The sequence below is a fragment of the Arcicella sp. LKC2W genome (assembly GCF_034931005.1).
GTDB lineage: Bacteria > Bacteroidota > Bacteroidia > Cytophagales > Spirosomataceae > Arcicella.
This window is the reverse complement of record NZ_JAYGIN010000001.1, coordinates 328,252-353,191: the sequence shown is the minus strand read 5'-3', so window position 1 is coordinate 353,191 and position 24,940 is coordinate 328,252. Positions and strand designations below refer to the sequence as shown.

General features: G+C 35.8%; 18 protein-coding genes. 13 read left to right on the top strand and 5 right to left on the bottom strand.

Features of this window, described 5'->3' with window-relative positions; translation table 11 throughout:
* The first annotated feature begins 35 nt into the window (after window positions 1–35).
* The 8 genes from VB796_RS01320 to VB796_RS01285 all read left to right on the top strand — a co-directional run bounded on the left by VB796_RS01320 (window position 36) and on the right by VB796_RS01285 (window position 10,375).
* A complete protein-coding gene (locus VB796_RS01320; protein WP_323344703.1) occupies window positions 36–1,925 on the top strand; it encodes a family 43 glycosylhydrolase in 1,890 nt (629 codons plus the stop codon).
* A 129-nt stretch (window positions 1,926–2,054) separates the two neighbouring features.
* Window positions 2,055–2,753: an NUDIX hydrolase gene (locus VB796_RS01315; protein WP_109742826.1), complete on the top strand. Its 699-nt coding sequence runs from the start codon at window positions 2,055–2,057 to the stop codon at window positions 2,751–2,753.
* A gap of 68 nt (window positions 2,754–2,821) precedes the next feature.
* Window positions 2,822–4,459, top strand: coding sequence for a ribulokinase (locus VB796_RS01310; RefSeq protein WP_323344702.1), 1,638 nt, complete (start codon window positions 2,822–2,824; stop codon window positions 4,457–4,459).
* Window positions 4,452–5,942: an L-arabinose isomerase gene (gene araA, locus VB796_RS01305; protein WP_323344701.1), complete on the top strand. Its 1,491-nt coding sequence runs from the start codon at window positions 4,452–4,454 to the stop codon at window positions 5,940–5,942. The genes VB796_RS01310 and araA overlap by 8 nt, the downstream gene beginning before the upstream one ends.
* Window positions 5,943–6,096: 154 nt before the next feature.
* Window positions 6,097–6,567 carry a methylglyoxal synthase gene (locus VB796_RS01300; protein WP_323344700.1) on the top strand — a complete coding sequence of 157 codons (471 nt, stop codon included), beginning with the start codon at window positions 6,097–6,099 and terminating at the stop codon, window positions 6,565–6,567.
* Window positions 6,564–7,268: an L-ribulose-5-phosphate 4-epimerase gene (locus VB796_RS01295; protein ID WP_323344699.1), complete on the top strand. Its 705-nt coding sequence runs from the start codon at window positions 6,564–6,566 to the stop codon at window positions 7,266–7,268. The genes VB796_RS01300 and VB796_RS01295 overlap by 4 nt, the downstream gene beginning before the upstream one ends.
* Before the next feature lie 117 nt (window positions 7,269–7,385).
* Window positions 7,386–9,044: a sodium/sugar symporter gene (locus tag VB796_RS01290; protein WP_323344698.1), complete on the top strand. Its 1,659-nt coding sequence runs from the start codon at window positions 7,386–7,388 to the stop codon at window positions 9,042–9,044.
* Window positions 9,045–9,205: 161 nt separating this feature from the next.
* Window positions 9,206–10,375: an aldose epimerase family protein gene (locus tag VB796_RS01285; RefSeq protein WP_323344697.1), complete on the top strand. Its 1,170-nt coding sequence runs from the start codon at window positions 9,206–9,208 to the stop codon at window positions 10,373–10,375.
* 658 nt (window positions 10,376–11,033) lie between these two features.
* Here VB796_RS01285 and VB796_RS01280 read toward each other — a convergent pair.
* Window positions 11,034–12,062 carry an AEC family transporter gene (locus VB796_RS01280; RefSeq protein ID WP_323344696.1) on the bottom strand — a complete coding sequence of 343 codons (1,029 nt, stop codon included), beginning with the start codon at window positions 12,060–12,062 and terminating at the stop codon, window positions 11,034–11,036.
* A 131-nt stretch (window positions 12,063–12,193) separates the two neighbouring features.
* Here VB796_RS01280 and VB796_RS01275 point away from each other — a divergent pair, with 131 nt between their 5' ends.
* The 4 genes from VB796_RS01275 to nspC all read left to right on the top strand — a co-directional run bounded on the left by VB796_RS01275 (window position 12,194) and on the right by nspC (window position 15,495).
* Window positions 12,194–13,408 (top strand): saccharopine dehydrogenase family protein, encoded by a 1,215-nt coding sequence (locus VB796_RS01275; RefSeq protein ID WP_323344695.1) that lies wholly within the window; start codon window positions 12,194–12,196, stop codon window positions 13,406–13,408.
* Window positions 13,398–13,739 carry a hypothetical protein gene (locus VB796_RS01270; protein WP_323344694.1) on the top strand — a complete coding sequence of 114 codons (342 nt, stop codon included), beginning with the start codon at window positions 13,398–13,400 and terminating at the stop codon, window positions 13,737–13,739. The genes VB796_RS01275 and VB796_RS01270 overlap by 11 nt, the downstream gene beginning before the upstream one ends.
* 6 nt (window positions 13,740–13,745) lie before the next feature.
* Window positions 13,746–14,246: a hypothetical protein gene (locus VB796_RS01265; protein ID WP_323344693.1), complete on the top strand. Its 501-nt coding sequence runs from the start codon at window positions 13,746–13,748 to the stop codon at window positions 14,244–14,246.
* A 112-nt stretch (window positions 14,247–14,358) separates the two neighbouring features.
* Entirely contained in the window at window positions 14,359–15,495 is a 1,137-nt protein-coding gene (gene nspC, locus VB796_RS01260) for a carboxynorspermidine decarboxylase (protein WP_323344692.1), read from the top strand.
* Between the two features lie 102 nt (window positions 15,496–15,597).
* Here the strand turns inward: nspC and VB796_RS01255 are convergent, their stop codons facing one another.
* From VB796_RS01255 to VB796_RS01240, 4 genes are all read right to left on the bottom strand, one after another.
* A complete protein-coding gene (locus VB796_RS01255; RefSeq protein ID WP_323344691.1) occupies window positions 15,598–17,262 on the bottom strand; it encodes a RagB/SusD family nutrient uptake outer membrane protein in 1,665 nt (554 codons plus the stop codon).
* Window positions 17,263–17,340: 78 nt separating this feature from the next.
* Complete coding sequence (locus VB796_RS01250) at window positions 17,341–20,340, bottom strand: TonB-dependent receptor (RefSeq protein ID WP_323344788.1); 3,000 nt, start codon at window positions 20,338–20,340, stop codon at window positions 17,341–17,343.
* Between the two features lie 105 nt (window positions 20,341–20,445).
* Window positions 20,446–20,712: a hypothetical protein gene (locus tag VB796_RS01245; RefSeq protein ID WP_323344690.1), complete on the bottom strand. Its 267-nt coding sequence runs from the start codon at window positions 20,710–20,712 to the stop codon at window positions 20,446–20,448.
* A gap of 169 nt (window positions 20,713–20,881) precedes the next feature.
* Window positions 20,882–21,463 (bottom strand): sigma-70 family RNA polymerase sigma factor, encoded by a 582-nt coding sequence (locus tag VB796_RS01240; RefSeq protein WP_323344689.1) that lies wholly within the window; start codon window positions 21,461–21,463, stop codon window positions 20,882–20,884.
* Between the two features lie 389 nt (window positions 21,464–21,852).
* Between VB796_RS01240 and VB796_RS01235 the strand changes: the two genes are divergently transcribed.
* Complete coding sequence (locus tag VB796_RS01235; protein ID WP_323344688.1) at window positions 21,853–24,876, top strand: amidohydrolase family protein; 3,024 nt, start codon at window positions 21,853–21,855, stop codon at window positions 24,874–24,876.
* Window positions 24,877–24,940 lie beyond the last annotated feature (64 nt).

The window sequence follows — 24,940 nt, the reverse complement described above, 5'->3', positions numbered from 1 at the left end:
AATCCTAAATTTATAGTAAAGCCTAAAAATCATAAATGAAAAATAACCTACTTACCTCATTATACATTATACTTTGCTTATTATTCATCCAATTTTCGGGTGTTGCTCAAGTAAAAAAGCCGTTATACCGTGACCCAATTTACGATGGTGCTGCCGACCCTGTTGTTATCTGGAATAAACCCGAAAAAAAGTGGTTCATGTACTATACCAATCGTCGGGCAAAAGCTGAAGGATTAGATGGCGTAACTTGGGTACATGGCACCCGTATTGGCATTGCAGAATCAAGTGATGGCGTAAATTGGTCATATCGAGATACTTGCGATATTCAATATCGTTTGACGGATTACACGCATTGGGCTCCTGAAATCATAGAAAACAAAGGGCTTTTTCACATGTATTTGACCTATGTTCCTGGCGTTTTCAAGGATTGGAAACATCCCCGCTACATTGTTCATTTAACGAGTAAAAATGGAATCAATTGGCATTTTGAATCTAAATTAAAACTTGCTTCCGAACGCTGTATTGATGCTTGTGTTTTTCCATTGCCAAATGGTTCATGGCGAATGTATTACAACAACGAAGCCGATGGGAAATCCATTTATTATGCTGATTCTCCCGATTTATACAAATGGACAGATTCGGGAAAAAGAGTTATCGGAGACAAAGGCGGAGAAGGACCAAAAGTTTTTGAATGGCAAGGCAAATATTGGATGGTGGTTGATAATTGGCAAGGCTTAGGAATTTATCAATCCGATGATTTAGTAAACTGGAAACGACAAGCCAATAATATTCTCAAAGAAGCAGGAAAAGGCGTTGATGATGGCGTAATGGGCGGACACCCAGACGTGGTAGTCAGTGGCGATAAAGCCTTTATTTACTATTTTACGCATCCCGAAAAAACACCAGAAAATAAAGGCGTTGACAATTATGGAACACGCAGAAGTTCTATTCAATTGGCTGAATTAGAATATCAAAATGGAGAAATTGTTTGTAATCGTGATAAAGTATTGAACAATATCAGACTTTTACAATCAGGTGAAATTTTCACGCACGACCCAAGTACCGTAAAATTTGATAATGGTAAATATTTCTATTTTTCAACAGGAAATGGTATTCAAGCGGTTCAATCTACTGATTTAAAGAATTGGAAAATTACAAAATCAATTTTTGAAAAAGATAAATTTCCCTCTTGGATTACAGAATTGGTGAAAGACTTTAAAGGACATTTTTGGGCTCCTGATGTCATTTTTATGAATGGTTTTTATTATTTATATTATTCATGTTCTTCGTTTGGTTCGGCGGTTTCTGCCATTGGCGTCGCACGTTCTAAATCTTTAGACCCTAAATCTGAAAAATATAATTGGGAAGATTTGGGCTTAGTTGTAAAATCTGAAAAGAAAACAGATTTCAATGCGATTGACCCTGCTTTATTCCGTGATGATAATAACAAAATCTATATGACCTACGGCTCGTTTCATGGTGGAATTGGGGCGGTTGAAATTGATACTGTATCTGGAATAACCAAAGGTGAAATCAAAAAACTGGCAGGTGGAAGAGAATCTGATTGGGAAGCTCCATACATCATAAAAAACAAAGAAGATTATTTTCTTTTTGCCAATAACGGTCTGTGTTGCAAAGGGTTAAATAGTACCTATCGAGTTGTGGCAGGGAAATCTAAATCCATTTTTGGACCTTATCTCGACCAAGAAGGGCGTGATTTGACTGAAGGTGGAGGAACAACTGTTTTAGCAACAAAAGGAAATGTTATTGGACCTGGGCATTTTGGTTTACTATTAAAAGACAACAAAAAAATCATCTCCACTCATTTCTACGACCCATACAAAGAAGGTCAGCCAACTTTTAAATTTTGGGAATTGAAATTTAAGAATAATTGGGTTGTTTTGCAGGATTCTTTTGATAATTAATAAAAATAAAGTAATATTGTGTCACAAGTACACGATTTGGGGATGATTTGAGTTTTTTTGCATTTGTAAGGAATATTTGTTTGATTCGTGAAAGTATTTACCTGAATAAATCAATTATTAAGCATTTTCATGGCGAATTATCCACATATTAATAGAATTCTTGTTGCACTCGATTGTATCGTATTTGGTTTTGATGGAGAGGACATCAAATTATTACTTATCAAAAGAAATTTTGACCCTGAAAAAGGGAAATGGTCATTGATGGGGGGCTTTTTGGAATCGGATGAAGACCTTGAAGATGCAACCAACAGAATTTTATATGATTTGACAGGTTTGAAAGGAATCTATTTTGAGGAAATTCAAACTTTTGGAAAAGTCAACCGTGACCCAGTTGAACGAACTTTATCCGTTTGTTTTTTTGCCTTAATCAATATTCATGCTCACGACCAAGATTCGGCAAAGGCTCAAAATGCTTTTTGGATAAATCTAAAAAATAGACCAGAACTCATTTTTGACCATAATGAAATGGTTGATATTGCTCTTGAAAGATTAAGATATAAAGCTGCTTTGCATCCAATTGGTTTTGAATTGTTGCCAGAAAAATTTACAATTCCTCAGTTACAAAAACTCTACGAAGCCATTTATGATTCACTTTTAGACCGAAGAAATTTTAGTCGTAAAATACTTTCTACAAAACTTTTATTGGATACAGGTGAGAAGAATGAAAATTCTACTACAAAGAAGGCAATTCTCTATAAATTAGATAAAGATAAATACCAAAAGCAGTTTAACGCTTTTCATTATTTTATTTCAGATTCAGTGCGATAAGGGATAGAAATTATTGAAAAATTTTTAATTAAAATTATAATTGTGTTAAATAAACACGAATAACAAAAATGCAAAATAAATTCACAATTGGGCTCGACTATGGTACAGATTCAGTACGTGCTTTAGTTGTTAACACTCAGACAGGTGAAAATGTTGGAACTGCGGTTCATTATTATGAGCGATGGAAAAAAGGACTGTTTTGTGACGCATCCATTTCGCAATTCAGACAACATCCACTTGACTATGTAGAAGGCTTGGAAGCTGCCGTAAAAGGAGCTTTAGCAGGACTTTCGGATGAAGTAAAGCAAAATGTAGTCGGAATTTCCGTTGATACCACAGGCTCTACTCCAGTGGCTGTGGATGCGAATGGTGTTCCATTGGCTTTATTGCCAGAATTTGCAGAAAATCCAAACGGAATGTTTATTCTTTGGAAAGACCATACTGCCAATGCTGAGGCTGAGGAAATCAATAATTTGGCTCATCATTGGGATGTAGATTATACAAAATACGTAGGCGGAATTTATTCCTCTGAATGGTATTGGGCTAAAATTTTACGTACACTTCGTGTAGATACTAAGGTTCAAGAAAAAGCTTTTTCGTGGGTGGAGCATTGTGATTGGATTTCTGCACTTTTAACAGGAAATACAAATCCATTAACTTTCAAGCGTTCAAGATGTGCGGCAGGACATAAAGCTCTTTGGCACGAAGAATTTGAAGGTTTGCCTTCGGAAGAATTCTTGACAAAACTTGACCCATTATTGTGCGGTTTACGTGATAGACTTTTCAGAAATACTTATACTTCAGATGAAGCTATGGGAACGATTTCGGAAGAATGGGCTACAAAATTAGGTGTTCCTTCTGACGTGAAAATTGGCGTTGGTGCATTTGATTGCCACATGGGAGCTGTTGGTGCTGAAATTGAACCTTATGATTTCGTGCGTGTAATGGGAACTTCTACTTGTGATATGTTGATTGCTCCAAATGAAGAAATTGGACATTTACTTATCAAAGGTATTTGTGGTCAAGTTGACGGTTCAATCATTCCAAATATGTTGGGAATGGAAGCAGGACAATCAGCTTATGGTGATTATTACGCTTGGTTTCAACGCATCATTACTGAACCTGTAAGAAGTCTTTTGGGCGATGCAGCGGCAGAAGAATTGAGTCAAAAATTGATTCCTTATTTATCTGAACAAGCGTCACAATTGCCTATTACTGAGAATGATATTGTAGCAACGGATTGGATAAATGGTAGAAGAACACCAGATGCAAATCATACGTTGAAAGCATCATTTATGGGTTTAGGTTTAGGAACTGATGCTGTTAAAATATTCAAAATGATTGTGGAGGCTACGGCTTATGGCTCAAAAGCAATTGTGGATAGATTTATTCAGGAGGGTGTGCCAATCAAGCAAGTAATTGCCATTGGTGGCGTTGCCAAAAAATCACCATTTGTCATGCAAACGCTTTCTGATGTCTTGAATATGCCAATAAAAGTGGCAAGTTCAGACCAAGCGTGTGCATTGGGGGCTGCCATGAATGCCTCAGTTGCCGCAGGAATTCACGCAACATTAGCTGACGCACAAAAAGCAATGGGTTCTGGTTTTGATGCCAATTATACACCACGTCCAGAAGCGGTTGAAGTTTATAAAAGTTTATACGAAAAATATCAAAAATTAGGAAAATTCACTGAAAATAATGCTTAATCTAAAGAGTTATGAAGTTTGGTTTGTAACAGGCAGCCAACATTTATACGGAGAAGAAACACTCCGTCAAGTTGATGAACACTCAAAAATCATCGCTGATTCATTTAACAATGCTTCGCAAATTCCTGTGAAAGTGGTTTTTAAACCTGTTGTGAAGTCGGCAGAGGAAATTACTACTATCTGCAAAGCAGCCAATGCTACGCCAAATTGTATTGGTATCATCGCTTGGATGCACACATTTTCACCTGCTAAAATGTGGATTAATGGCTTGAATGTTCTTCAATTACCATTATTGCATTTACACACACAATTTAATCGTGATATTCCATATTCAGATATTGACATGGATTTCATGAACTTAAATCAGTCGGCTCATGGTGACCGTGAATTTGGGCATATTATGTCTAAAATGCGTATCAACCGTAAAGTTGTGGTTGGACACTGGCAAGCTGAATCTGTACTTGAAAAAATCAACGTTTGGTCACGTGTGGCAGTTGGAACCTACAAAATGAAAACCATGAAATTGGCTCGTTTTGGCGATAATATGCGTTATGTGGCAGTTACAGACGGCGATAAAGTATCGGCAGAAATGAAATTTGGTTTTGAAGTAAATACTTATGCTGTTGGTGATTTAGTAAAAGTAATCAATCAAATTTCTGATGCTGAAATTCAAACTTTGATTAAAGAATACGAAGCTACTTATCAGATGATGTCATCATTGGCAAGTAGTGGAGCAATGCGTTCGTCTTTAGTAGAAGCAGCCAGAATTGAATTAGGTTTAAAAGCATTTTTAGAAGACGGAGGCTATTCGGCTTATACCAATACTTTTGAAGACTTACACGGAATGCGTCAGTTACCGGGTATTGGTTCACAACGTATGATGGCGGCAGGTTACGGTTACGGTGGCGAAGGCGACTGGAAAACATCTGCAATGGTTCATATTTTGAAAGCAATGTCAAGCGGAATGCAAGGTGGTACTTCTTTCATGGAAGATTATACGTATCATTTCAATCCTGCAAATCCAATGGTATTGGGTTCTCACATGTTGGAAGTTTGTCCAACAATTGCCGATGGCATTGTAAAATGTGAAGTTCATCCATTAGGAATTGGCGGAAAAGAAGACCCTGTACGTTTAGTATTCAACGGTCAAGAAGGCCCTGCTATCAATGTTTCATTAGTTGATATGGGCAATCGTTTTAGATTAATCGTAAACGAAGTTGATGCAGTTAAAGTAACAGAAGAATTCCCGAAATTACCAACCGCTCGTGCTTTATGGAAACCACAACCAAGCATGGAAGTAGGTTTACAATCTTGGATTTTGGCAGGTGGTGCTCACCATACAGTTTACAGTCAGACAATTACAACAGAATACATCGAAGATTTAGCTGATATGTTAAATGTTGAATTGGTAATTATTGATAAAGACACAACAATTCGTGGTTTGAAAAACGAATTAAGATATAATGAGGTTGCTTTTAAATAGGGATTAGGATTTAGGTATTAGGTGATAAAATCTTCCAAGCCTTAAAACGCTTGGAAGATTCATTTTATGAAGTAAAAAATAGACAATTATACTTTTTTGTAATACTTTGTACCCAATACTTAATACATTCATCTTATAAATAATTCTCATTAAAATGTCAGAAAACAAAAACATCATTAGAAAATTAGATGCTCGTAAAAGAATTGCCTTAGTTGCACATGATAACAAAAAAGATGATTTAATAGATTGGGCAATTTATAATAAAACCGTTCTTTCAAAACATCAACTTTTTGCAACGGGTACAACAGGAAGGCTTTTAGAAGAATCTCTTGATGTACACGTGACTAAGTTTTTGAGTGGTCCTTTAGGGGGCGACCAACAAATTGGGTCGTTGATTGCCGAAGGAAAAATGGATATGCTTTTTTTCTTTTGGGACCCTATGGAAGCTCAACCGCACGACCCTGACATTAAGGCTTTAATTCGTCTTGGGGTAGTTTGGAATATTCCTATTGCTTGCGACCGTGCTACGGCTGATTTTCTTCTGACATCCCCATTGATGCACAATGAATATGAAGCAATCATTCCTGATTATGCTAATTATTTAAAAAGAAATATAAAATTATGAGTATATACAAAACCCTTAAAGAAGAATGTTTTGAGGCAAATATGATGCTTCCAAAATTAGGTTTAGTGCTATTTACCTTCGGAAATGTTAGTGCAGTTGATAGAGAGAAAGGTGTTTTTGCTATTAAACCAAGTGGCGTTGATTATGACTTATTGAAGCCAGAAGACATCGTAATTATGGATTATGATGCCAAAGTGGTGGAAGGTGCAATGCGTCCGTCGTCTGATACAAAAACTCATGCTCAATTATATAAAAATTGGGAAGATATTGGCGGAATTACCCATACACATAGCACTCATGCGGTAGCTTGGGCTCAAGCAGGAAAGGATATTCCTATTTTTGGCACTACTCACGCCGACCATACTCACCAAGATATTCCATGTGCGGTAGTCTTAACCGACGAAATGATTGAGGGAGATTATGAGTATGAAACAGGAAACCAAATCTTTGATTGTTTTAGAGACAAACAGTTATCTCACAAAGAAATGGAAATGGTTTTATTGCAAAATCATGGGCCTTTTACTTGGGGAAAAACCGCTCAAAAATCAGTTTATAATGCGGCAGTGTTAGAAGAAGTTGCTCGTATGGCATATTTGACTTTACAGATAAATCCATTAACACCACGTATTAAAGATACCCTTAGAATGAAACATTACGAACGTAAACATGGCAAGAATGCCTATTACGGACAAGGATGTTAAAAATGTAACACAGGAATCTTTTCTGTGAATTTAAGTAGTACAGGAATCTTTCCTGTGAATAGACTAAATTTTTCACGGGAAGGATTCCCGTGTTACCACTCCTCAAAAACAACAAACATGAAACTTGGATTAGAAACCCTCGACTACTGCATTTTCTTTATCTACTTTGTCATTGTTTCCAGTTATGGTTACTGGGTTTACAAAAACAAAGGCAAGCAAGGTGGTGGAGATTCAAAAGACTTTTTCCTTGCTGAAGGTTCACTTACTTGGTGGGCAATTGGTGCTTCGATTATCGCTTCAAATATTTCTGCGGAACAATTTATTGGTATGAGTGGACAGGCTTTTCAATTAGGAATTGCTATTTCTGTTTATGAATTATTAGGTGGCGTTTCGTTAATCATTGTGGCAGTTTATTTTCTTCCAATGTACCTTAGGAATAAAATATACACCATGCCACAATTTCTTGCCAAACGTTATGACGAGCGTTTAGCGACAATCATGGCTGTGTTCTGGTTGTTTCTGTACATTTTTGTAAACCTAACTTCTATCATTTATTTAGGAGGAATTAGTTTAGAAAAAATGACAGGTTTAAGCTTCATGACTTGTACGTTATTCCTTACTGTTTTTGCAGTAATTATTACTTTAGGCGGTATGAAAGTGATTGGCTATACCGATGTTATTCAAGTAGTTTGCTTGATTTTCGGAGGATTAGCGACAACTTATTTAGCACTTGATTTACTGTCAAATAAAGTAGGTACAGGTTCAGGTGTTTTAGAAGGTTTATCTTTGATTAAAGAAAAAGCGGATAGCCATTTACACATGATTTTTACGCCAAATCAATATCAAGTTCATGATGGTAGAGGAGGTTTTGTTGATGCTTATCGTCAATTACCGGGAATTATGATGTTTATTATTGGTGGTCAATGGGTGAATAACCTTAACTACTTCGGATGTAACCAATACATGACCCAAAGAGCTTTGGGTGCAGATATTTCTACGGCAAGAAATGGCGTTTTATTTGCAGGTTTTATGAAAATGTTAATGCCATTTATCGTGGTTCTTCCAGGGTTAGCGGCTTATGTAATTTTCCAAGAAAATGCAGATGCTTCAATTGTTAATGGAATCACGCAAGACGGAATTGTTAAGCCAGACAACGCTTATCCAGTTTTATTGAATCTTTTACCTGTTGGTTTGAAAGGTTTGGCTTTTGCAGCTTTAACGGCAGCGATTGTGGCAAGTTTAGCGGGTAAAGCAAACAGTATTTCAACGATTTATGTATTAGATATTCACCGTAAATATTTCAACAAAAATCTTACTGAAAAACAAACGGTTTGGACGGGTAGAGTTGCTATCATCGTAGCATTTGCCATTGCTTTGGTGGTGAGTCCATTATTGAAAAACTTCGGTCAAGCATTTGAGTATATTCAAGTTTATACAGGATATATTTCTCCAGGTATTTTGAGTATTTTCTTATTAGGTTTCTTCTGGAAAAAAGCAACTGCCAATGGTGCTTTAACAGCGGCTATTTTAAGTATTGCTTTGTCATCATGGATTAATTATCAGTTCCCTGAATTCCCATTCATGAATCGTATGGGTGTTGTATTCTGGATTTGTTCATTAGTTCACGGTGCAATCAGTTTGATAGAATCTAAAGGGAAAGATAACCCGAACGCATTTGAAGTAAATAAAGAATGGTTTAAAGTTGAACCTATTTTTAGATATGGTTCCATTTTAATAATTGCTATTTTTAGTATTATTTACTTTATTTTCTGGTAAGGAAAATTGTTGAATTTAAGGTGTCATATTTGACTTGGAGGAACTTCCCGAAATAACTCCGTTAGGGGTTAAACTTTCGGGAAGTTGAACGGAAATGACTTGCTACTTTAAAATTTACAATTCCCTTAAATAATCATCAAAACTCCAAAAACACTATTAACATGAAAATAAAATCATTTCTTACGCTCGCATTAGGTATTGTAATTCTACAAAGCTGTTCGAGTAAAAAAAGCGAAGACAATCAACAAAAAGATTCTGTAACGGTGAATAAAATAGAAAAAACATCATTTGGAACCTTTCCTGATGGACGTACTGCTGACTCATACACATTGAAAAATGCCAATGGTATGGAAGTGAAAATTACTAATTACGGTGGCGTAGTTTCGCACTGGACTGCCCCTGACAAAGACGGAAAATACGAAGATATCGTGTTAGGATTTGATTCTTTAGCAGGCTATTTAACACCTCCGCCATATTTCGGGGCAATCATTGGTCGTTATGGAAACCGTATTGCAAAAGGTAAATTCAAATTAGAAGGCAAAGAATATGCATTGGCAACTAATAATAATAACTTAAATCATTTACATGGTGGGGTTGTAGGTTACGATAAAGTTTTATGGACTGCTGAACCAATTGAAGGTGAAGAACCTGCTTTGAAATTGACTTATTTAAGTAAAGATGGTGAAGAAGGTTACCCAGGAAATTTGAATGTAACGGTAATTTATACTTTGCAAAAAGATAATTCTTTGAAAATGGATTATTCGGCAACGACTGACAAAACGACGATTATCAACTTGACAAATCACTCGTATTTTAACCTTTCTGCTTCAAAAAATAACATTCTTGACCATGAAGTTACTTTGAATGCGGACAGATTTTTGCCTGTTGATAAAGGTTTAATTCCAACGGGAGAACTTCGTGCGGTGAAAGGAACTGTGTTTGATTTTACAAGTCCAACCGTGATTGGTAAAGGAATTAATGACGAAAAAGACGAGCAGATTAAATTAGGCGGAGGATATGACCACGCTTGGATTTTGAATAAAAAAGAAGGCAACGAATTGAGTCTTGCGGCTACGGTTGTTGATAAAACATCAGGACGTAAAATGGAAGTTTTAACGACAGAACCTGCCATTCAATTTTACACAGGAAATTTCTTGGACGGTAAATTGACTGGAAAAGGTGGTGTAAACTATCCAAAACGTTTTGCTTTATGTTTAGAATCAGAACATTATCCAGATTCTCCAAACCAAGCAGCATTTCCAACAACAGTTTTGAAACCAAACGAAACTTATAAAACCACAACGATTTATAAATTTTCTGTTGTGAAATAGTTTTGGCACGCAGATGACACAGATACTCCGTAACGCTGATTTTACAGATTGGTGTTGCGGAGTTTTGTTTTATTGGAATTTTTATTTATGTTGGTGGAAAATACTAACAAAGGCGAAAAATACCAACAACAATAAATGAAAATGTATATAAGTATACCATTGCTACTAATAACGGTATTTTTTATTATTAAAAGATTTTCGGTAGATATATTCTTACCAATTAATGGAAAATGTATAAAAGCCTTAGTAACCTCTAAAACATTTAGTAGAAGATGGCATAGAGATGAACTACTCTATGAGTTTCATGTTAATGGTGAAGATTATACTGGGAATAGTGCAATAGATATTGATTCGTCTCACAAAGATTCTATTTGTGTAGTTTATCTTAAAATAATACCGTCAGTAAATATGAGATATTCATATTTTATAGAGAGAAATAGAGAAATGAATTGTAAGTGTCAATAAGAAATTATGCCTTTGTTGGTGTTTTCACCTCGCTCACCCTGATTTGCAATCAGGCGTGGGTTGATTTTGCGTTTTTAACGCTACAAGGAAATTGCGACACAGTCGCAAAACTATTTATATGCACTAATTTCAAATTAGTGCAAGCTGAGAATCTGTAAATCAGCGTTACGAAGTATCTGCGGTATCTGCGTGCCTAAAGTCCCAAACAAACCACCAATCCCCACATCATCGCAAAGCTAATCAGCATGGAAAGGTTTACTAAAACGCCTGCCGTTTTGGTATCATAGCCCAATTCGTCCGAAAAGGGGAGGAGCGTCATTCCCACAGGGACAATTAAAACTATCAATAAAACGCTTTTGTAAAGTTGTTCAAAAGGTAAGAAATAAAAGAATAAAAAGCCCAATAATAATCCCCAAAAGTATCTGATTAACAATACATTAATTGCCTTTTTGAAAATTTCTTTTGGAATAGAAAAATTGAGATAAATTCCCATAATTAGTAAAACGATTACCTTATTTCCTTTCGCCAAAACGTCTAAAACATTCATGACAATTTCGGGTAATTCAATTTTGGTGAGGTTAATAAAAATACCTACCAAAATGGCTTGAAAGGGTAATAAAGTCATTATTTTGAGCAATGCTTTTTTGACATTTTCTTTTTTGGGAATATGCACACTTCCTTCCGACATAAATACGCCCGTGCCGTACACCAAACCGAAAACGGCAAAGGCATTTCCTGTGTCGAACATAGCGGCGTAAACCATGCCCTCTTGTCCCCAAATACCTTCAATGAGCGGATAGGCGAAAAGTCCCAAATTAAATCCACCGCACCCCATAATTAACAAAGCACGTAATTGTTTCTCTTGACTTTTAAATAAATATTTAGCCGAATACATCGTCAGTAGTGAAAAACAAAAAGCAATTACGGGAAGCAATAATAAATTCAATTCCATTTTCACCCGAACCATCGTTACAAAAGTCAAAGCAGGGAAAGTGCTGTGCATCAGGAATTTAGAAATGGTTTTTCCTTCTTGCTCAGAAATAATATTTTTCCGTTTCAGAAGATACCCAAAGAGAATAATTGAAAGCGAAATGATAAAAACGGTATTGGTTTGATTCATCGGATAGAATTGAAAATGGATTTTTATATTGAGTATTTTTAACTGATTGAAGTTTGTAAAAAAGGGGTTGAGTAAGCTATTGATTTCTAATAATTTACTCATTCGCTTTCTCGCAAATCGCTTTTCGCTAAATATAAAGACGATTATATCACAAATTTAACTCATAACAGAACCATAATTTCTTAAGGTTTGACTAATTTTGTGTTATTCTTTTAACAGAAACCGATAACAAAATGTCAAAGAAAGTTTTAATCATTGGTGCAGGAGGCGTTGGAAACGTAGTAGTGAAGAAATGTGCCATGAATCCCGATGTATTTTCAGAAGTAGTTTTGGCGAGCCGTACAAAGCGTAAATGCGATGCTATTGCTGAAGAATGTGCTAAAATTGGCTTGCCTACAAAAGTGCAAACTGCTCAGGTTGATGCGGATAATGTTCCTGAATTGGTAGCATTAATCAATGAAGTTAAGCCGTTTATGGTAATAAATGTGGCTCTTCCATACCAAGATTTAACCATTATGGATGCTTGTTTGGAAACAGGAGTTCACTATATGGATACTGCCAATTATGAGCCAAAAGACGTTGCTAAATTTGAATATTCATGGCAATGGGCTTATCAAGAGCGTTTTAAAGAAGCAGGTTTGATGGCTCTTTTGGGTTGCGGTTTTGACCCAGGTGTTACTCAAGTTTACACTGCGTATGCGAATAAGCACCATTTCGATGAGATGCACTACTTGGATATTATCGACTGTAATGCAGGCGACCACGGTAAGGCATTTGCAACAAACTTCAACCCAGAAATCAACATTCGTGAGATTACGCAAAAAGGAAAATATTGGGAAAATGGCGAATGGGTAGAAATCGAAGCGATGTCTATTCACAAACCAATTGATTATCCAGGAATTGGTCCAAAAGAATCTTACGTATTATATCACGAAGAATTAGAATCTTTGGTGAAAAATTTCCCAACATTAAAGCGTGCAAGATTCTGGATGACTTTCGGTCAACAATATATTACACACTTAAATGTGCTTGAAAATGTGGGAATGACAAGTATCAAACCAATCAAATTTCAAGGAATGGACATCGTTCCACTTGAGTTTTTGAAAGCGGTACTTCCAGAACCAGGTACTTTGGGAGAAAATTATTCAGGCGAAACTTCAATTGGTTGTCAAATCAAGGGAATTAAAGACGGTGTTGATAGAACATATTATGTTTGGAACAACTGTAAGCACCAAGATTGTTGGAAAGAAGTTCAAGCACAAGGCGTAAGTTATACCACAGGTGTACCTGCTATGATTGGAGCAATGATGATGATTACGGGCGAATGGATGAAACCAGGCGTTTGGAATTGTGAAGAAATGAATCCAGATCCATTTATGGCAATGTTGAACGTACACGGTTTACCATGGAACGAAATTGTGAACGGAACACTTCCGCATGAGTATTAACGAATACGACCGAATCTTTAAGGAGAACATTGAACCTGTTCTCCTACCTTTTGCCCAAAAGGTTTTAGGTTTGGAAAGAGCAAAATACACCTCCATTAAAGACGATTTACACGTAACGATTGAGCGAAAACCTGATTTTCTGAAAAAAGTAAGGGAAGAAGGAAATACAAATAGTTATATTCTCCAAATAGAATTTCAGTCTATAGATGACCCCGAAATGGTTTATCGAATGTTAGAATATAGAGCAATTTTATTACGAAAATATCATTGTGAAATACGACAAGTTGTTTTTTATATTGGGCAAAATTCCATGAAAAAAATGACTAAATAGCTTTTGATGAATGGTCTATCTTTTGAATATGAACTTGTGGATATTCGCTCATTTGATTATGAGTTGTTTTTAGATTCGAGTATTCCCGAGGAGGTTTTGTTAGCTATTTTATCTAATTTCAAGGGTGTTTCTCCGCAAAAAGTTATCCATCGTATTTTGGATAAATTGCAGGAACTTTTGAAAGGAGAACACCGTTTTGGTAAGTATCTGAAACAGTTGGAAGTATTATCAAAACTTCGTAATTTACAGGAAGAAACTTTAAAACAAACAGCAGATATGCCAATTGTATATGACTTAGAAACGGATATTCGCTTTTTGCAGGGAGAAGCAAGGGGCGAATCAAAAGGAGAAGCAAGGGGAGAAGCAAGGGGAATTGAAAAAAACCGAATTGAAACTGCCAAAGAGCTACTTTTACTTAATGTTCTTTCAATTTTACAAATTTCTCAAATAACTAAATTACCAATTGATAGAATTGAAGCCATTAAAAATCAAATTATTAACGGTTAGATTTTCTAAAAATAATAAATTTTCTGATTGCCCGTATTGAAAAATTCGGGCAATTTTAATTTTTGGAAATGACTTTCTCTTAAAATTCATTTCTAATTCATAATTATCAAAAATGATTGATTTTAAACAAATACCTTCGCCTTGTTATGTATTGGAAGACAGGCTGTTAAGAAAGAATTTAGCATTATTGAAATACGTTCAAGAACAAGCAGGAATTGAAATTATTTGTGCCTTGAAAGGTTTTTCAATGTTCTCAACTTTTCCGATGGTTCGTCAATATTTAGCAGGCTCTACGGCAAGTTCATTGAATGAAGCCCGTTTGGGTTTTGAAGAAATGGGGAGTAAAACACACGTTTATTCACCTGCCTATTTAGAGAACGAATTTGACGAATTAATGTCTTATGCAGGACATATTTCGTTTAATTCATTGAATCAGTACAATCAATTTAAAGACCGTGCCGTTGCCAACGGAATCAGTTGTGGGTTGAGAATTAATCCGCAATATTCTGAGGTTGAGACGGATATGTATAATCCTTGTATTGCGGGTTCACGTTTGGGAATCACTCGCAATCAATTGGGCGATACTTTACCCGAAGGCATTGAAGGCTTACATTCACATACACTTTGCGAAAACGATTCTTACACTTTAGAAAGAACCTTAAAGGCAATTGAAGAGCGTTTTGGTGATTTATTGAAACAAGCCAAATGGTTAAATTTGGGCGGAGGACATTTAATTACTCGTGCCGATTACGAACCTGAACATTTGATTTCGGTTTTGAAAAGTCTAAAATCTCGCTTCCCGAATCTGAAAATTATTATGGAACCTGGTTCGGCAGTAGGGTGGAGGACTGGTTATTTAACATCAACAGTTTTAGATATTATTGATTCTCAGGGAATTGATGTAGCAATTTTGGATGTTAGTTTTGCCGCTCACATGCCAGACACTTTAGAAATGCCTTACAAGCCAAAAATTCTAAATGCTCATCAAGAACCTATTGCTGGTAAGCCAACATATCGTTTTGGTGGAATGACTTGTTTAGCGGGTGATTTTTACGGAGATTATTCTTTTGATGAACCATTGAAAATTGGTGATTCTATCGTTTTTGATGATATGATTCATTACACAATGGTAAAAACAACAACTTTCAATGGCGTTAATTTACCTTCAATTGGTATTTGGCGAGAAGACGAAACTTTTGATTTGGTGAAAACTTTTGGTTATGAAAGCTTTAAAGATAGACTTAGTTAGAGAATAGATTTTAGAGAACAGAGTATGTTTCCGTGAGGATGAAAAGAAAAAGGGTAAAATTGAAATTCAATTTTACCCTTTTTCTTTTCTCTAAACTCTAAATTAATATCCTGTATTTTGTGGAAAAGCTGTTGCACCTCCTTCTGTACGGTCAATTTGAGTTTGTGGAATTGGTCTAACCAAGTGCATCGCTTTTACATTTGGTGCGGCTTGTGGATTATATTTTTGAACTCTTTCCACTAAATTACCCCAACGTTTTAAATCCATCCAACGGATTTGTTCTCCTGCTAACTCTCGACCACGTTCTTCGATAATCATTTCCATGTTCATTTGAGCTTGGGTAATAAGCATAGCAGACTCTTTGCCTGCGAATGCCGCACGGCGACGAACCACATTTATATTGTCTGTTGCATCTTTCGTTTTTCCTTGCATTAATTGAGCCTCTGCTAACATTAAATATGTATCAGCTAAGCGGAAACATAAGAAATCTCTACTTCCTGCTTCATAAGTTCTGTCTGGACGAAGTGGGTCGAAGAATTTGGTTAATGTTGGGAAAAGTGCTTCATCATATCTGCTCGGAACTAAGACTTGATACGGTTTTTTAGCTCTATCTGCTGACGACATTTCATAACCTGGAATAAAAATAGTAGTATCTCCAGTTTTGAATGTTACTGATTTTTTAGAGTTATCAAAAACGTTTGTGAATGTTCCTGGACTGTTACAAGTCCAAGTATCTTTAAACGTTTTCTTATAACGTGAATCATTTACTCTGTCTCCAAAAACAGTATTTAAGCAATATGAAGTTGGACGTAAACGCTTGAAAGGACGACCATTTACAATGTCACGAACCATACCTGCTTGTACATCGTATTGCATCCCGAAAAACAAGTGTAAGTTGTTTCCTCCACCAGTTGTTAATGGGTCTGAAGTATATTGAACTGCAAAAATTACTTCGTCATTCACTTCTCCAGCACCTTGTGCAAATACACTGGCAAAATCAGGTAGTAATTTAAAACCGTAATTTTTGATTACATTAGATGCATACGATTCTGCCTTAGCATAATCATCAGCCGCTTTAACAGATGAATTTCCTTTAGTAAGATAAACCCTTGATAACAAATGTTCAGCGGCTGCCTTAGTAGCACGACCATAATCTGAAGATCTGATTTTACTATCCAAATCTGGCAAAGCAGTTTCTAAGTCAGCAATGATAGCCTTATACATATCTGCTGGCGTTGCTCTCGATGTGATTTTGGTTGGAGCTAAAGTTTCTGTTAATCTTAAATCTACTCCACCAAATTGTTGGAAAAGAATAAAATAATAATGGGCTCTCAAAAACTTCATTTCGGCAATTCTTTGCTTTTTGATAGCATCAGTTACACCAGTTACATTTGGAGCTCTTTCGATAACAGCATTACAAGTATTGATACCTCTGTATAATTCATCCCAAATTACAGCAAGGTAATCAACCGTTGGTTGTAATTGAGCATCATAAAAGTGAAAACCTTTATACCCTCCATCTGCACCTGTTGCATATAAGTCTGTGCCATATTCAGTTACAGTGAGTCCTTGTTGAGTACCGTAATAATTTCTTAGAGAAGAATATGCAGCTTTGGCAGCATCTTCAAATCCTTTTGGAGTATTGATATAATCATTACCAATGCCTGATATTACCGTTTCTTTAAGGACATCTTCACAAGACTGCCCAACCATCATGAAGGCAACCAAACTGAAAATTTTTAATGATTTTATATATGTTTTTTTCATTTTCTTGATTTTTTTATTGATGTCATAGAAATTTTTAGGTGACATTTAAGCCCTTATTTCTAAAACCTATTCCCTAACTTAGAATTTAACATTAAGTCCTAAAGTAACCACTCTCGTTGCTGGAGTTACCCCACTGCTAACCGTTGTTCCTGACGTTTCAGGGTCAACACCATTATATTTGCTACGATAAGTTGACCAAATGAATGGTTGTTGGATACTTGAGAATACTCTCAATGATTCCATACCTAATTTTTTAGCAAATGATTGAGCAAACGTATAACCGAAATTGATGTTACGTAATTTGATGAATGAACCATCATAGTAAATAATTGCAGTATTGTTTACTGGAAACTCTTGGTCTTTATTTGGTTGAGGGAACTCATTTGTTGGATTGTTTGGAGTCCAATAATCTACCTTAATTTGTTGATAACGACCTGCTAATGCGTTATTGTTTTGGTGGAAACCACTCACAATCGTTTGTCCGAATCTACCAAAGAAGAAGAAAGATAAGTCAAATCCTTTATAAGTAAATCTGTTGGTGATACCAGCACTGAAATCAGGAATATCTGAACCTAAAAGTACACGGTCATCAGCGTTGATTTTGCCATCACCATTGGTATCTTGTACTTTAATTTGTCCAACTCTACTACCATAAGATTTTGCTAAATCAGCTTCATTTGTTTGCCAGATTCCAGCTTTTTTATAGTCAAAATATGCTGAAAGCGGTTGTCCGATAAACCATTTATTTCCTAAATCATCTTTTGCACCATTATATAATGAAATGATAGCTTCTGTATTTTTAGTAAATGTAAAATCTGTTGTCCACTTAAATCCACCTCCTGTATTTGCATTCACAGTGGTAATACCCAATTCAACACCACGGTTACGAGTTTCACCTACGTTACGAGTTACAGCACTAAATCCAATTGAACCAGGTAATTGGTCAGACAATAATAGATCTGTTGTATTTGTTTGATAGAATTCAACCGAACCTTGGATTCTTCCCTTTAAAAAACTAAAGTCTAAACCAATGTTTGCCGTTGCTGATGATTCCCATTTTAAGTCTGGATTTCCGATAGTTGCTGGACGATACCCAAATGCACCCGTTGCATTCCAAGCATAAATGGTTCTTCCTAATAGACCTTGTGTTTGGTAAGGCACTACCCCTTGGTTTCCAACAGAACCATAACTTGCCCGTAATTTCAATAAATCAAGTGAAGCGATGCCTTTCATAAATGGTTCATTGGTAATGTTCCAACCTAAGGCAATTCCTGGAAAATTACCATATTTTGTATTTTCACCAAAACGACTTGACCCGTCTCTACGCAACGTTAATGTTAATAAATATTTGTCATTGTAGTCATAATTGATACGAGTCATGTATGAATTAATCGTCCATTGTCCAAGAAAACTACCAACACCCAAAACCGAACTTGCATTACCAACACTATAAAATGCTTGAGACTCAGCAGGAATACCTTGTACAGCAATTGAACTTCCTTCAAAATTGTCTCTTTGAATAGAGTGTAAGGCTGTAATACCAAGATTGTGAACTTTATTGAATGTTTTATTATAGCTAATAATGTTTTCTAAAGTCCAGTTAAATCCATATTGGCTTGAAGTAGATGCCTGAGGGTCACCACCTTTACGAGCATTTGTAGCACCTCCAATAAAACGTCCATTACGTTGAATCGTAAAGTCAGGCCCAAAATTTACACGATATTTTAAGCCTTCAAGGATTTTTACTTCGGCATATAAACTATTGAAAATACGATATTTTTTAGCCTCATCTATTTGAGCACCTGGTACTATTTCCGCTAATGGATTTGTTAAAAGTGCATCATTGGTTGGAGCGAAAATGATATTTCCTTTGTCATCATAAGCTTTTCCCAATGGATTTTGGTTGAGGGTAAATCCATAAGGATTAAGATTTTCGCCATTTCTCAAACTGTGCATTAAGTAAGACGAAATACCAATTTTTAGATTTTTATTGATACTATGGTCTATATTTAAACGAAGAGAAGTTCTTGTAAAATCTAAGCCTTCAGAAATACCTTTATCTTGAAAATAGTTTCCAGAAATATAAAACTGAGTTCTGTCATTTCCTCCTTGTACACCCAATGAATGATTTTGTTGAAAACCTTGACGCAAAATCATTGATTGATAGTCTGTTGTACGGCCTGTCGCAATACCATCTAATTCAACGGCTTCGAACAATTTAGAATCTGCATAAGCATCCGTTTGACCAGAAGGAACAGGATTTCCATTGATGTCTTTATATAAACTTCCACTTACCACACCACGGCGAGACTCACGGATATATTCTGCAAATTCAGCACCTGAGAATAATTTAATCTTGTCCAAAGCGTCAGTTGTTCCTACATAATTATCATAAGAAATCGTAGTTTTTCCTTTTTCTGCACCTCTTTTCGTTGAAATTAGTACAACTCCATTTGCACCTCTTGCCCCATAAATAGCCGTTGCAGTAGCATCTTTCAAAATTTCCATTGAAGCAACGTCATTTGGATTAAGGTCTTCATAACCAGCCGATAATGGAATACCGTCAACTACATAAAGTGGGTCGTTACCTGCATTGAATGAACGACGACCACGAATCAAAATCTTTGGAACTGTACCTGGTTTACTTCCAGATTGAGAAACGTCAACCCCAGCAACACGACCTTGCATTGCCTGACCAAGGTTTGTAATTGGCATTTCAGAAATTTGTTTTGCCGAAACCTGTGAAATCGCACCTGTTAATTGACTTTTTTTCTGAGTACCATAACCTACTACCACTACTTCACCCAATGATTGTACATCTGGTGATAATTTCAAATCGATTATACTTTTTGAACCTACCTCAACCTCTTGCGTTACAAAACCAATGGCTGAGAAAGTTAAAATTGCTTTGTTTGGTGCGGCAATTTTGAAACTCCCAGTAGCGTCTGAGGTTGTACCTTTATTTGTTCCTTTTATCGCTACACTTACCCCTGGAATTCCCTGATTGTCTTCAGTAGAGGTAATTTTACCAGTGACAGATTGTTGACCGTAACCAGTTAGTGTAATAATCGAGAGCATCAGGCAGATTGCCCAACCGATATTACTCCGAAATTTTTGTAATGATTTCATACTCATATTAATTGGATTAAGTTGGTTTGGTAAAATTGGATTAATTGATAAAATTTAAGTGGTACTGATTGTTTTTGTGATTTTTTCCCAGAGGTCATCAATTTCCTGATGTGATAGTTGATTGATGTGAAGGGTGGGATTTAATATTTTATGTCGAGCCATTTCGATGTCATGTACTTTTTCGGGGTGTTTTTTTAGAAATGATTCCCAAAAAAAGGAGTATATTAAGTTATTGGGCGATTGAATCCATTCTGAGAAATAGGCATCTTTAGCGAAATCTTCCGAACCATATTTTTCATATTTTTGAAAATCTAATGCCACTTTTATGATTTTTTTAAGTTTATTTTGTATTATAATTAAAAAAGGCTGGGCTGTTTTTTTTCTACTCAATTAATTAAAAGATTTTTTATATTTTATCGTAAAATAGTGATGTCTTATAGACAAAAAAAGCCCGATTGTCTCCAATCGGGCTTTTTTAAGGTAAGTTTATTTACGCAAATGCTAATTTATCTTGCGAAATGTGTTCTTTTAAGATTTTTAATGCTCCAAATATTAAATTGTAAACTGATTGAGGATTAATATTCATAGCATTTGAGATTTGGTCGGTATCCATATCTTGGAAAAATTTCAATGAAACGGCCTCTCTTTGTCTTTTTGTCAAATATCTAAATGACTCACTAAGATTATCTGATAATAATCTTTCCTCCTCAAAAGCAACCAAACGATGCTCGTGCGAACCAATAAAATCTGGATTTTCAAGATAATACGCTTCGTGATGTTGCGTATGACGTTGCTGAGTTTCAAGATGTCTGACCAATTTACGTTTTATTGAAGCCATTAAGTAGAAACGTACAGAAGTAGTTTCACCTAAATTTTGATGATTTTTCCATAGCTCTACAAATAAATCATGTAAGCAATCTTTAATCAATTCACGGTCTGGAGTGATGCTCGTGCTGTAATTATAAAGAAGGTTTACATAGTTTTGATAAATCTGTGTAAATGCTGCATGATTTCCTCCTCTAAAGTCATTCCACATTTTAACATCATCACTATTTTTTGGGCTAATCAACATAATCTTGATATGGTTATAAAGTAATATTTAAACTCCAATAATTGATATTTGTCATAAAGATATACCAAAAAAATATCACTATTCAAGGGTTTTATTGAATATTTTTCCGTAAACGTTTACGGAAACGTTTACAGTTTAAAAAAAGAAAATTATGGGTAAGTTTAAAATGTTAAAAAAAATAATTTGAGAACTAAGTAAAATTTTGAAGGGTGGAGCTTTTAAGAAATTTTGCTAAAAATTGATAACTTAAACAGTCAACAATTTTTGCTCTAAGTAGTTCTTCTTAATTAGACATAGGCTTTCATCGAAATCAGGATAATCCGATTGGATTTTACTTTTTTACCTTTTACTTTTAGAAAATTATTCATCACTACCAAAAATCAAATACCATGAAAAAACTGTTTATTGCTTTACTCAATTTTTTATTATTGAGTACCATTATTCATGCTCAAACCCAAACCTTCCCACGAAATGGCGTACAAGACGAAAGGCTTGACCTATACGCCTTCACCAATGCAACCATTATTACAGATGCCAATACCACTCTTGAAGGAGCGACGCTCATTATTAGAGGTTCAATAATTGAATCTGTTGGAAAGGGCATTGCTATCCCGATGGGTGCAACGGTGGTTGACTTAAAGGGAAAAAGAATTTATCCTGCTTTTGTTGAAGCTTATTCAAATTATGGCGTTCCTGAATTAAAGCGTGAAGGTGGTGGATTCAGAGGAGAGCCTCAAATGGAATCTAAAAAGAAAGGAGCATACAACTGGAATCAGTCCGTTTTACCTGAAACTGATGCTGCCAGTTTATTTACCATTAATACGCCTGCCGCAGACGAACTTCGTAAAATTGGTTTTGGTGCAACTATCAGTCACGTTCAAGATGGTATCGTGCGTGGTACTTCTGCTTTAGTGGCTCTTGTGGATGGTCGTGACCAAGAGGCTTTAATAAAAAGCAAAGTGTCGGCTCATTACTCTTTATCAAAAGGAACTTCAACGCAAGACTATCCTAATTCTTTGATGGGGTCGGTTGCTTTGTTACGTCAAACTTACTACGATGCTGACTGGTTTAAGAAAGCAAAAGGAAAAACAGAGTTTAATATTTCTTTAGATGCTTTTAACAACAATCAAGGAATTCCACAAGTTTTTGAAACGACTGATAAATTAGGTGTTTTGCGTGCCAATAAAATCGGAAAAGAATTTGGTATCCAATATATCATTAAAGGTATGGGCGACGAATACCAACGTCTTGATGAAGTGAAGACATCGGGTGTTGCATTGATTTTACCGTTAAATTTCCCAACAACGCCCGACGTTGAAGACCCACATGATGCAAGTGTTGTATCGTTGGCTGAAATGAAACATTGGGAAATGGCTCCTGCCAATGCAGGAATTTTATCAAAAGCAGGAATCAATTTTGCCTTGACGAGTTCAAACTTAAAATCAAGAGCAGATTTCTTTGCTAATCTTCGTAAAGCAATTGAAAATGGGTTAGACGAAAAAACGGCTTTAGCAGCTTTGACCTCAACGCCTGCAACGATGATGAAAGTTGAGAATTTGGTTGGCTCTTTGAAAACAGGAATGTTAGCGAACTTCTTAATTACTTCGGATAACTTATTCAAAGACGGAAACGTCATTTACGAAAACTGGGTAAAAGGAAAGCGTTATGTTCTGTCAAATATGAACGTAAATGATATTCGTGGTAACTACGATTTGACAGTTGGTAATAATTCAAAATTGAAATTGAATATTACTGGAAAAGCTGATAAACCTGAGTATCAAATTGTGGTGACTGATTCAGTAAAAGTTACGCCTAAAGTAACACGTGTTAACGATTTCTTGACAATTCTTTTTAGACTTGATGCCAAGAAAGAAAAAGCTGATTCAAGAATTAGTGCTTATTACGATGGTAAAAATATTAAAGGTGAAGGTGTTGATGCAGATGGAAAACCTGTTTCTTTATTGGCAACTTTTAAAGAGGTTATAAAAGAAACACCTGCAAAACTTGATTCTGCTAAAAAAGCGAAAATTGAAATCGGAAAAATTCTGTATCCTTTTAATGGCTACGGTAGCGAAGAGAAACCAAAAGCTGAAACCATTTTAGTGAAAAATGCGACGGTTTGGACAAATGAGTCGGCAGGAATTGTTCAGAATACTGACGTTTTAATTTCAAACGGAAAAATTGCTCAAGTAGGTAAAAACTTGCCAAGTACAGGGGCAAAAGTTATTGACGGAACAGGAAAGCATTTAACAAACGGAATTTTTGACGAACATTCACATATTGCTCTTTTTGCGGTTAATGAAGGAACTCAATCAGTTTCTGCGGAGGTAAGAATGGAAGACGTTGTAAATTCTGAAGATGTAAATATCTATCGTCAGTTAGCAGGTGGTGTTACTTCTTCTCAACTATTACATGGTTCTGCCAATAGTATCGGTGGACAATCGGCAGTGATTAAATTGAAATGGGGTGAAGCTCCAGACGCTTTGAAAATTCCAAATATGGAAGGCTTTATTAAGTTTGCTTTAGGTGAAAACGTAAAACAAGCCAATTGGGGCGACCGTGCCAGAGTCCGTTTTCCACAAACTCGTATGGGCGTTGAACAAGTAATGATGGATGCTTTCTTGAGAGCAAAAGAATATGAGAAGGCTATGAAAAATACGGCTGGTCTTCCTGTAAAACGTGATTTAGAATTAGATGCGTTGGTTGAAATTTTGAACAAAAAACGTTTTATCACTTGTCACTCTTATGTTCAGTCTGAAATTAATATGTTATTGAAAGTAGCTGATTCAGTTGGTTTCAAAGTAAATACATTTACGCACATTTTGGAAGGTTATAAAGTAGCTGATAAAATGAAAGCACACGGAGCAAATGGTTCAACTTTCTCTGATTGGTGGGCATATAAAATGGAGGTAAAAGAAGCGATTCCATTCAATGCAGCATTAATGACAAAAGTTGGGGTTAATACTTCAATCAATTCTGATGATGCAGAAATGGCTCGCCGTTTAAATCAAGAAGCTGCAAAAACGGTTATGTACGGAGGAATGACTGAAGAAGAGGCTTGGAAAATGGTAACCTTGAATCCTGCCAAAATGATGCACTTAGATAGTCGTTTGGGAAGTATTAAAGTTGGCAAAGATGCAGACGTGGTACTTTGGAATAATAATCCATTGTCAGTTTACGCTAAACCTGAAAAAGTTGTCATTGACGGAGCTGTATATTTTGATATTGAAAAAGACAAAGTTTTACGTGCTAACATTGCCGCAGAACGTAGTCGTATTATTCAAAAAATGTTAGCGGCTAAAGCAGGTGGTTCGCCAACGGCAAAACCAGAAGCGAAGAAACCAAGACAAATGCACTGTAATTCAGAAGGTGATATTTTTGCAGAAGAAACACATACTGAACATAATGACTAAATAAGGTACTTTGCCACAAAGGCACAAATAAAAAATGGAATTGCCACCAAGACACAAAGGCACA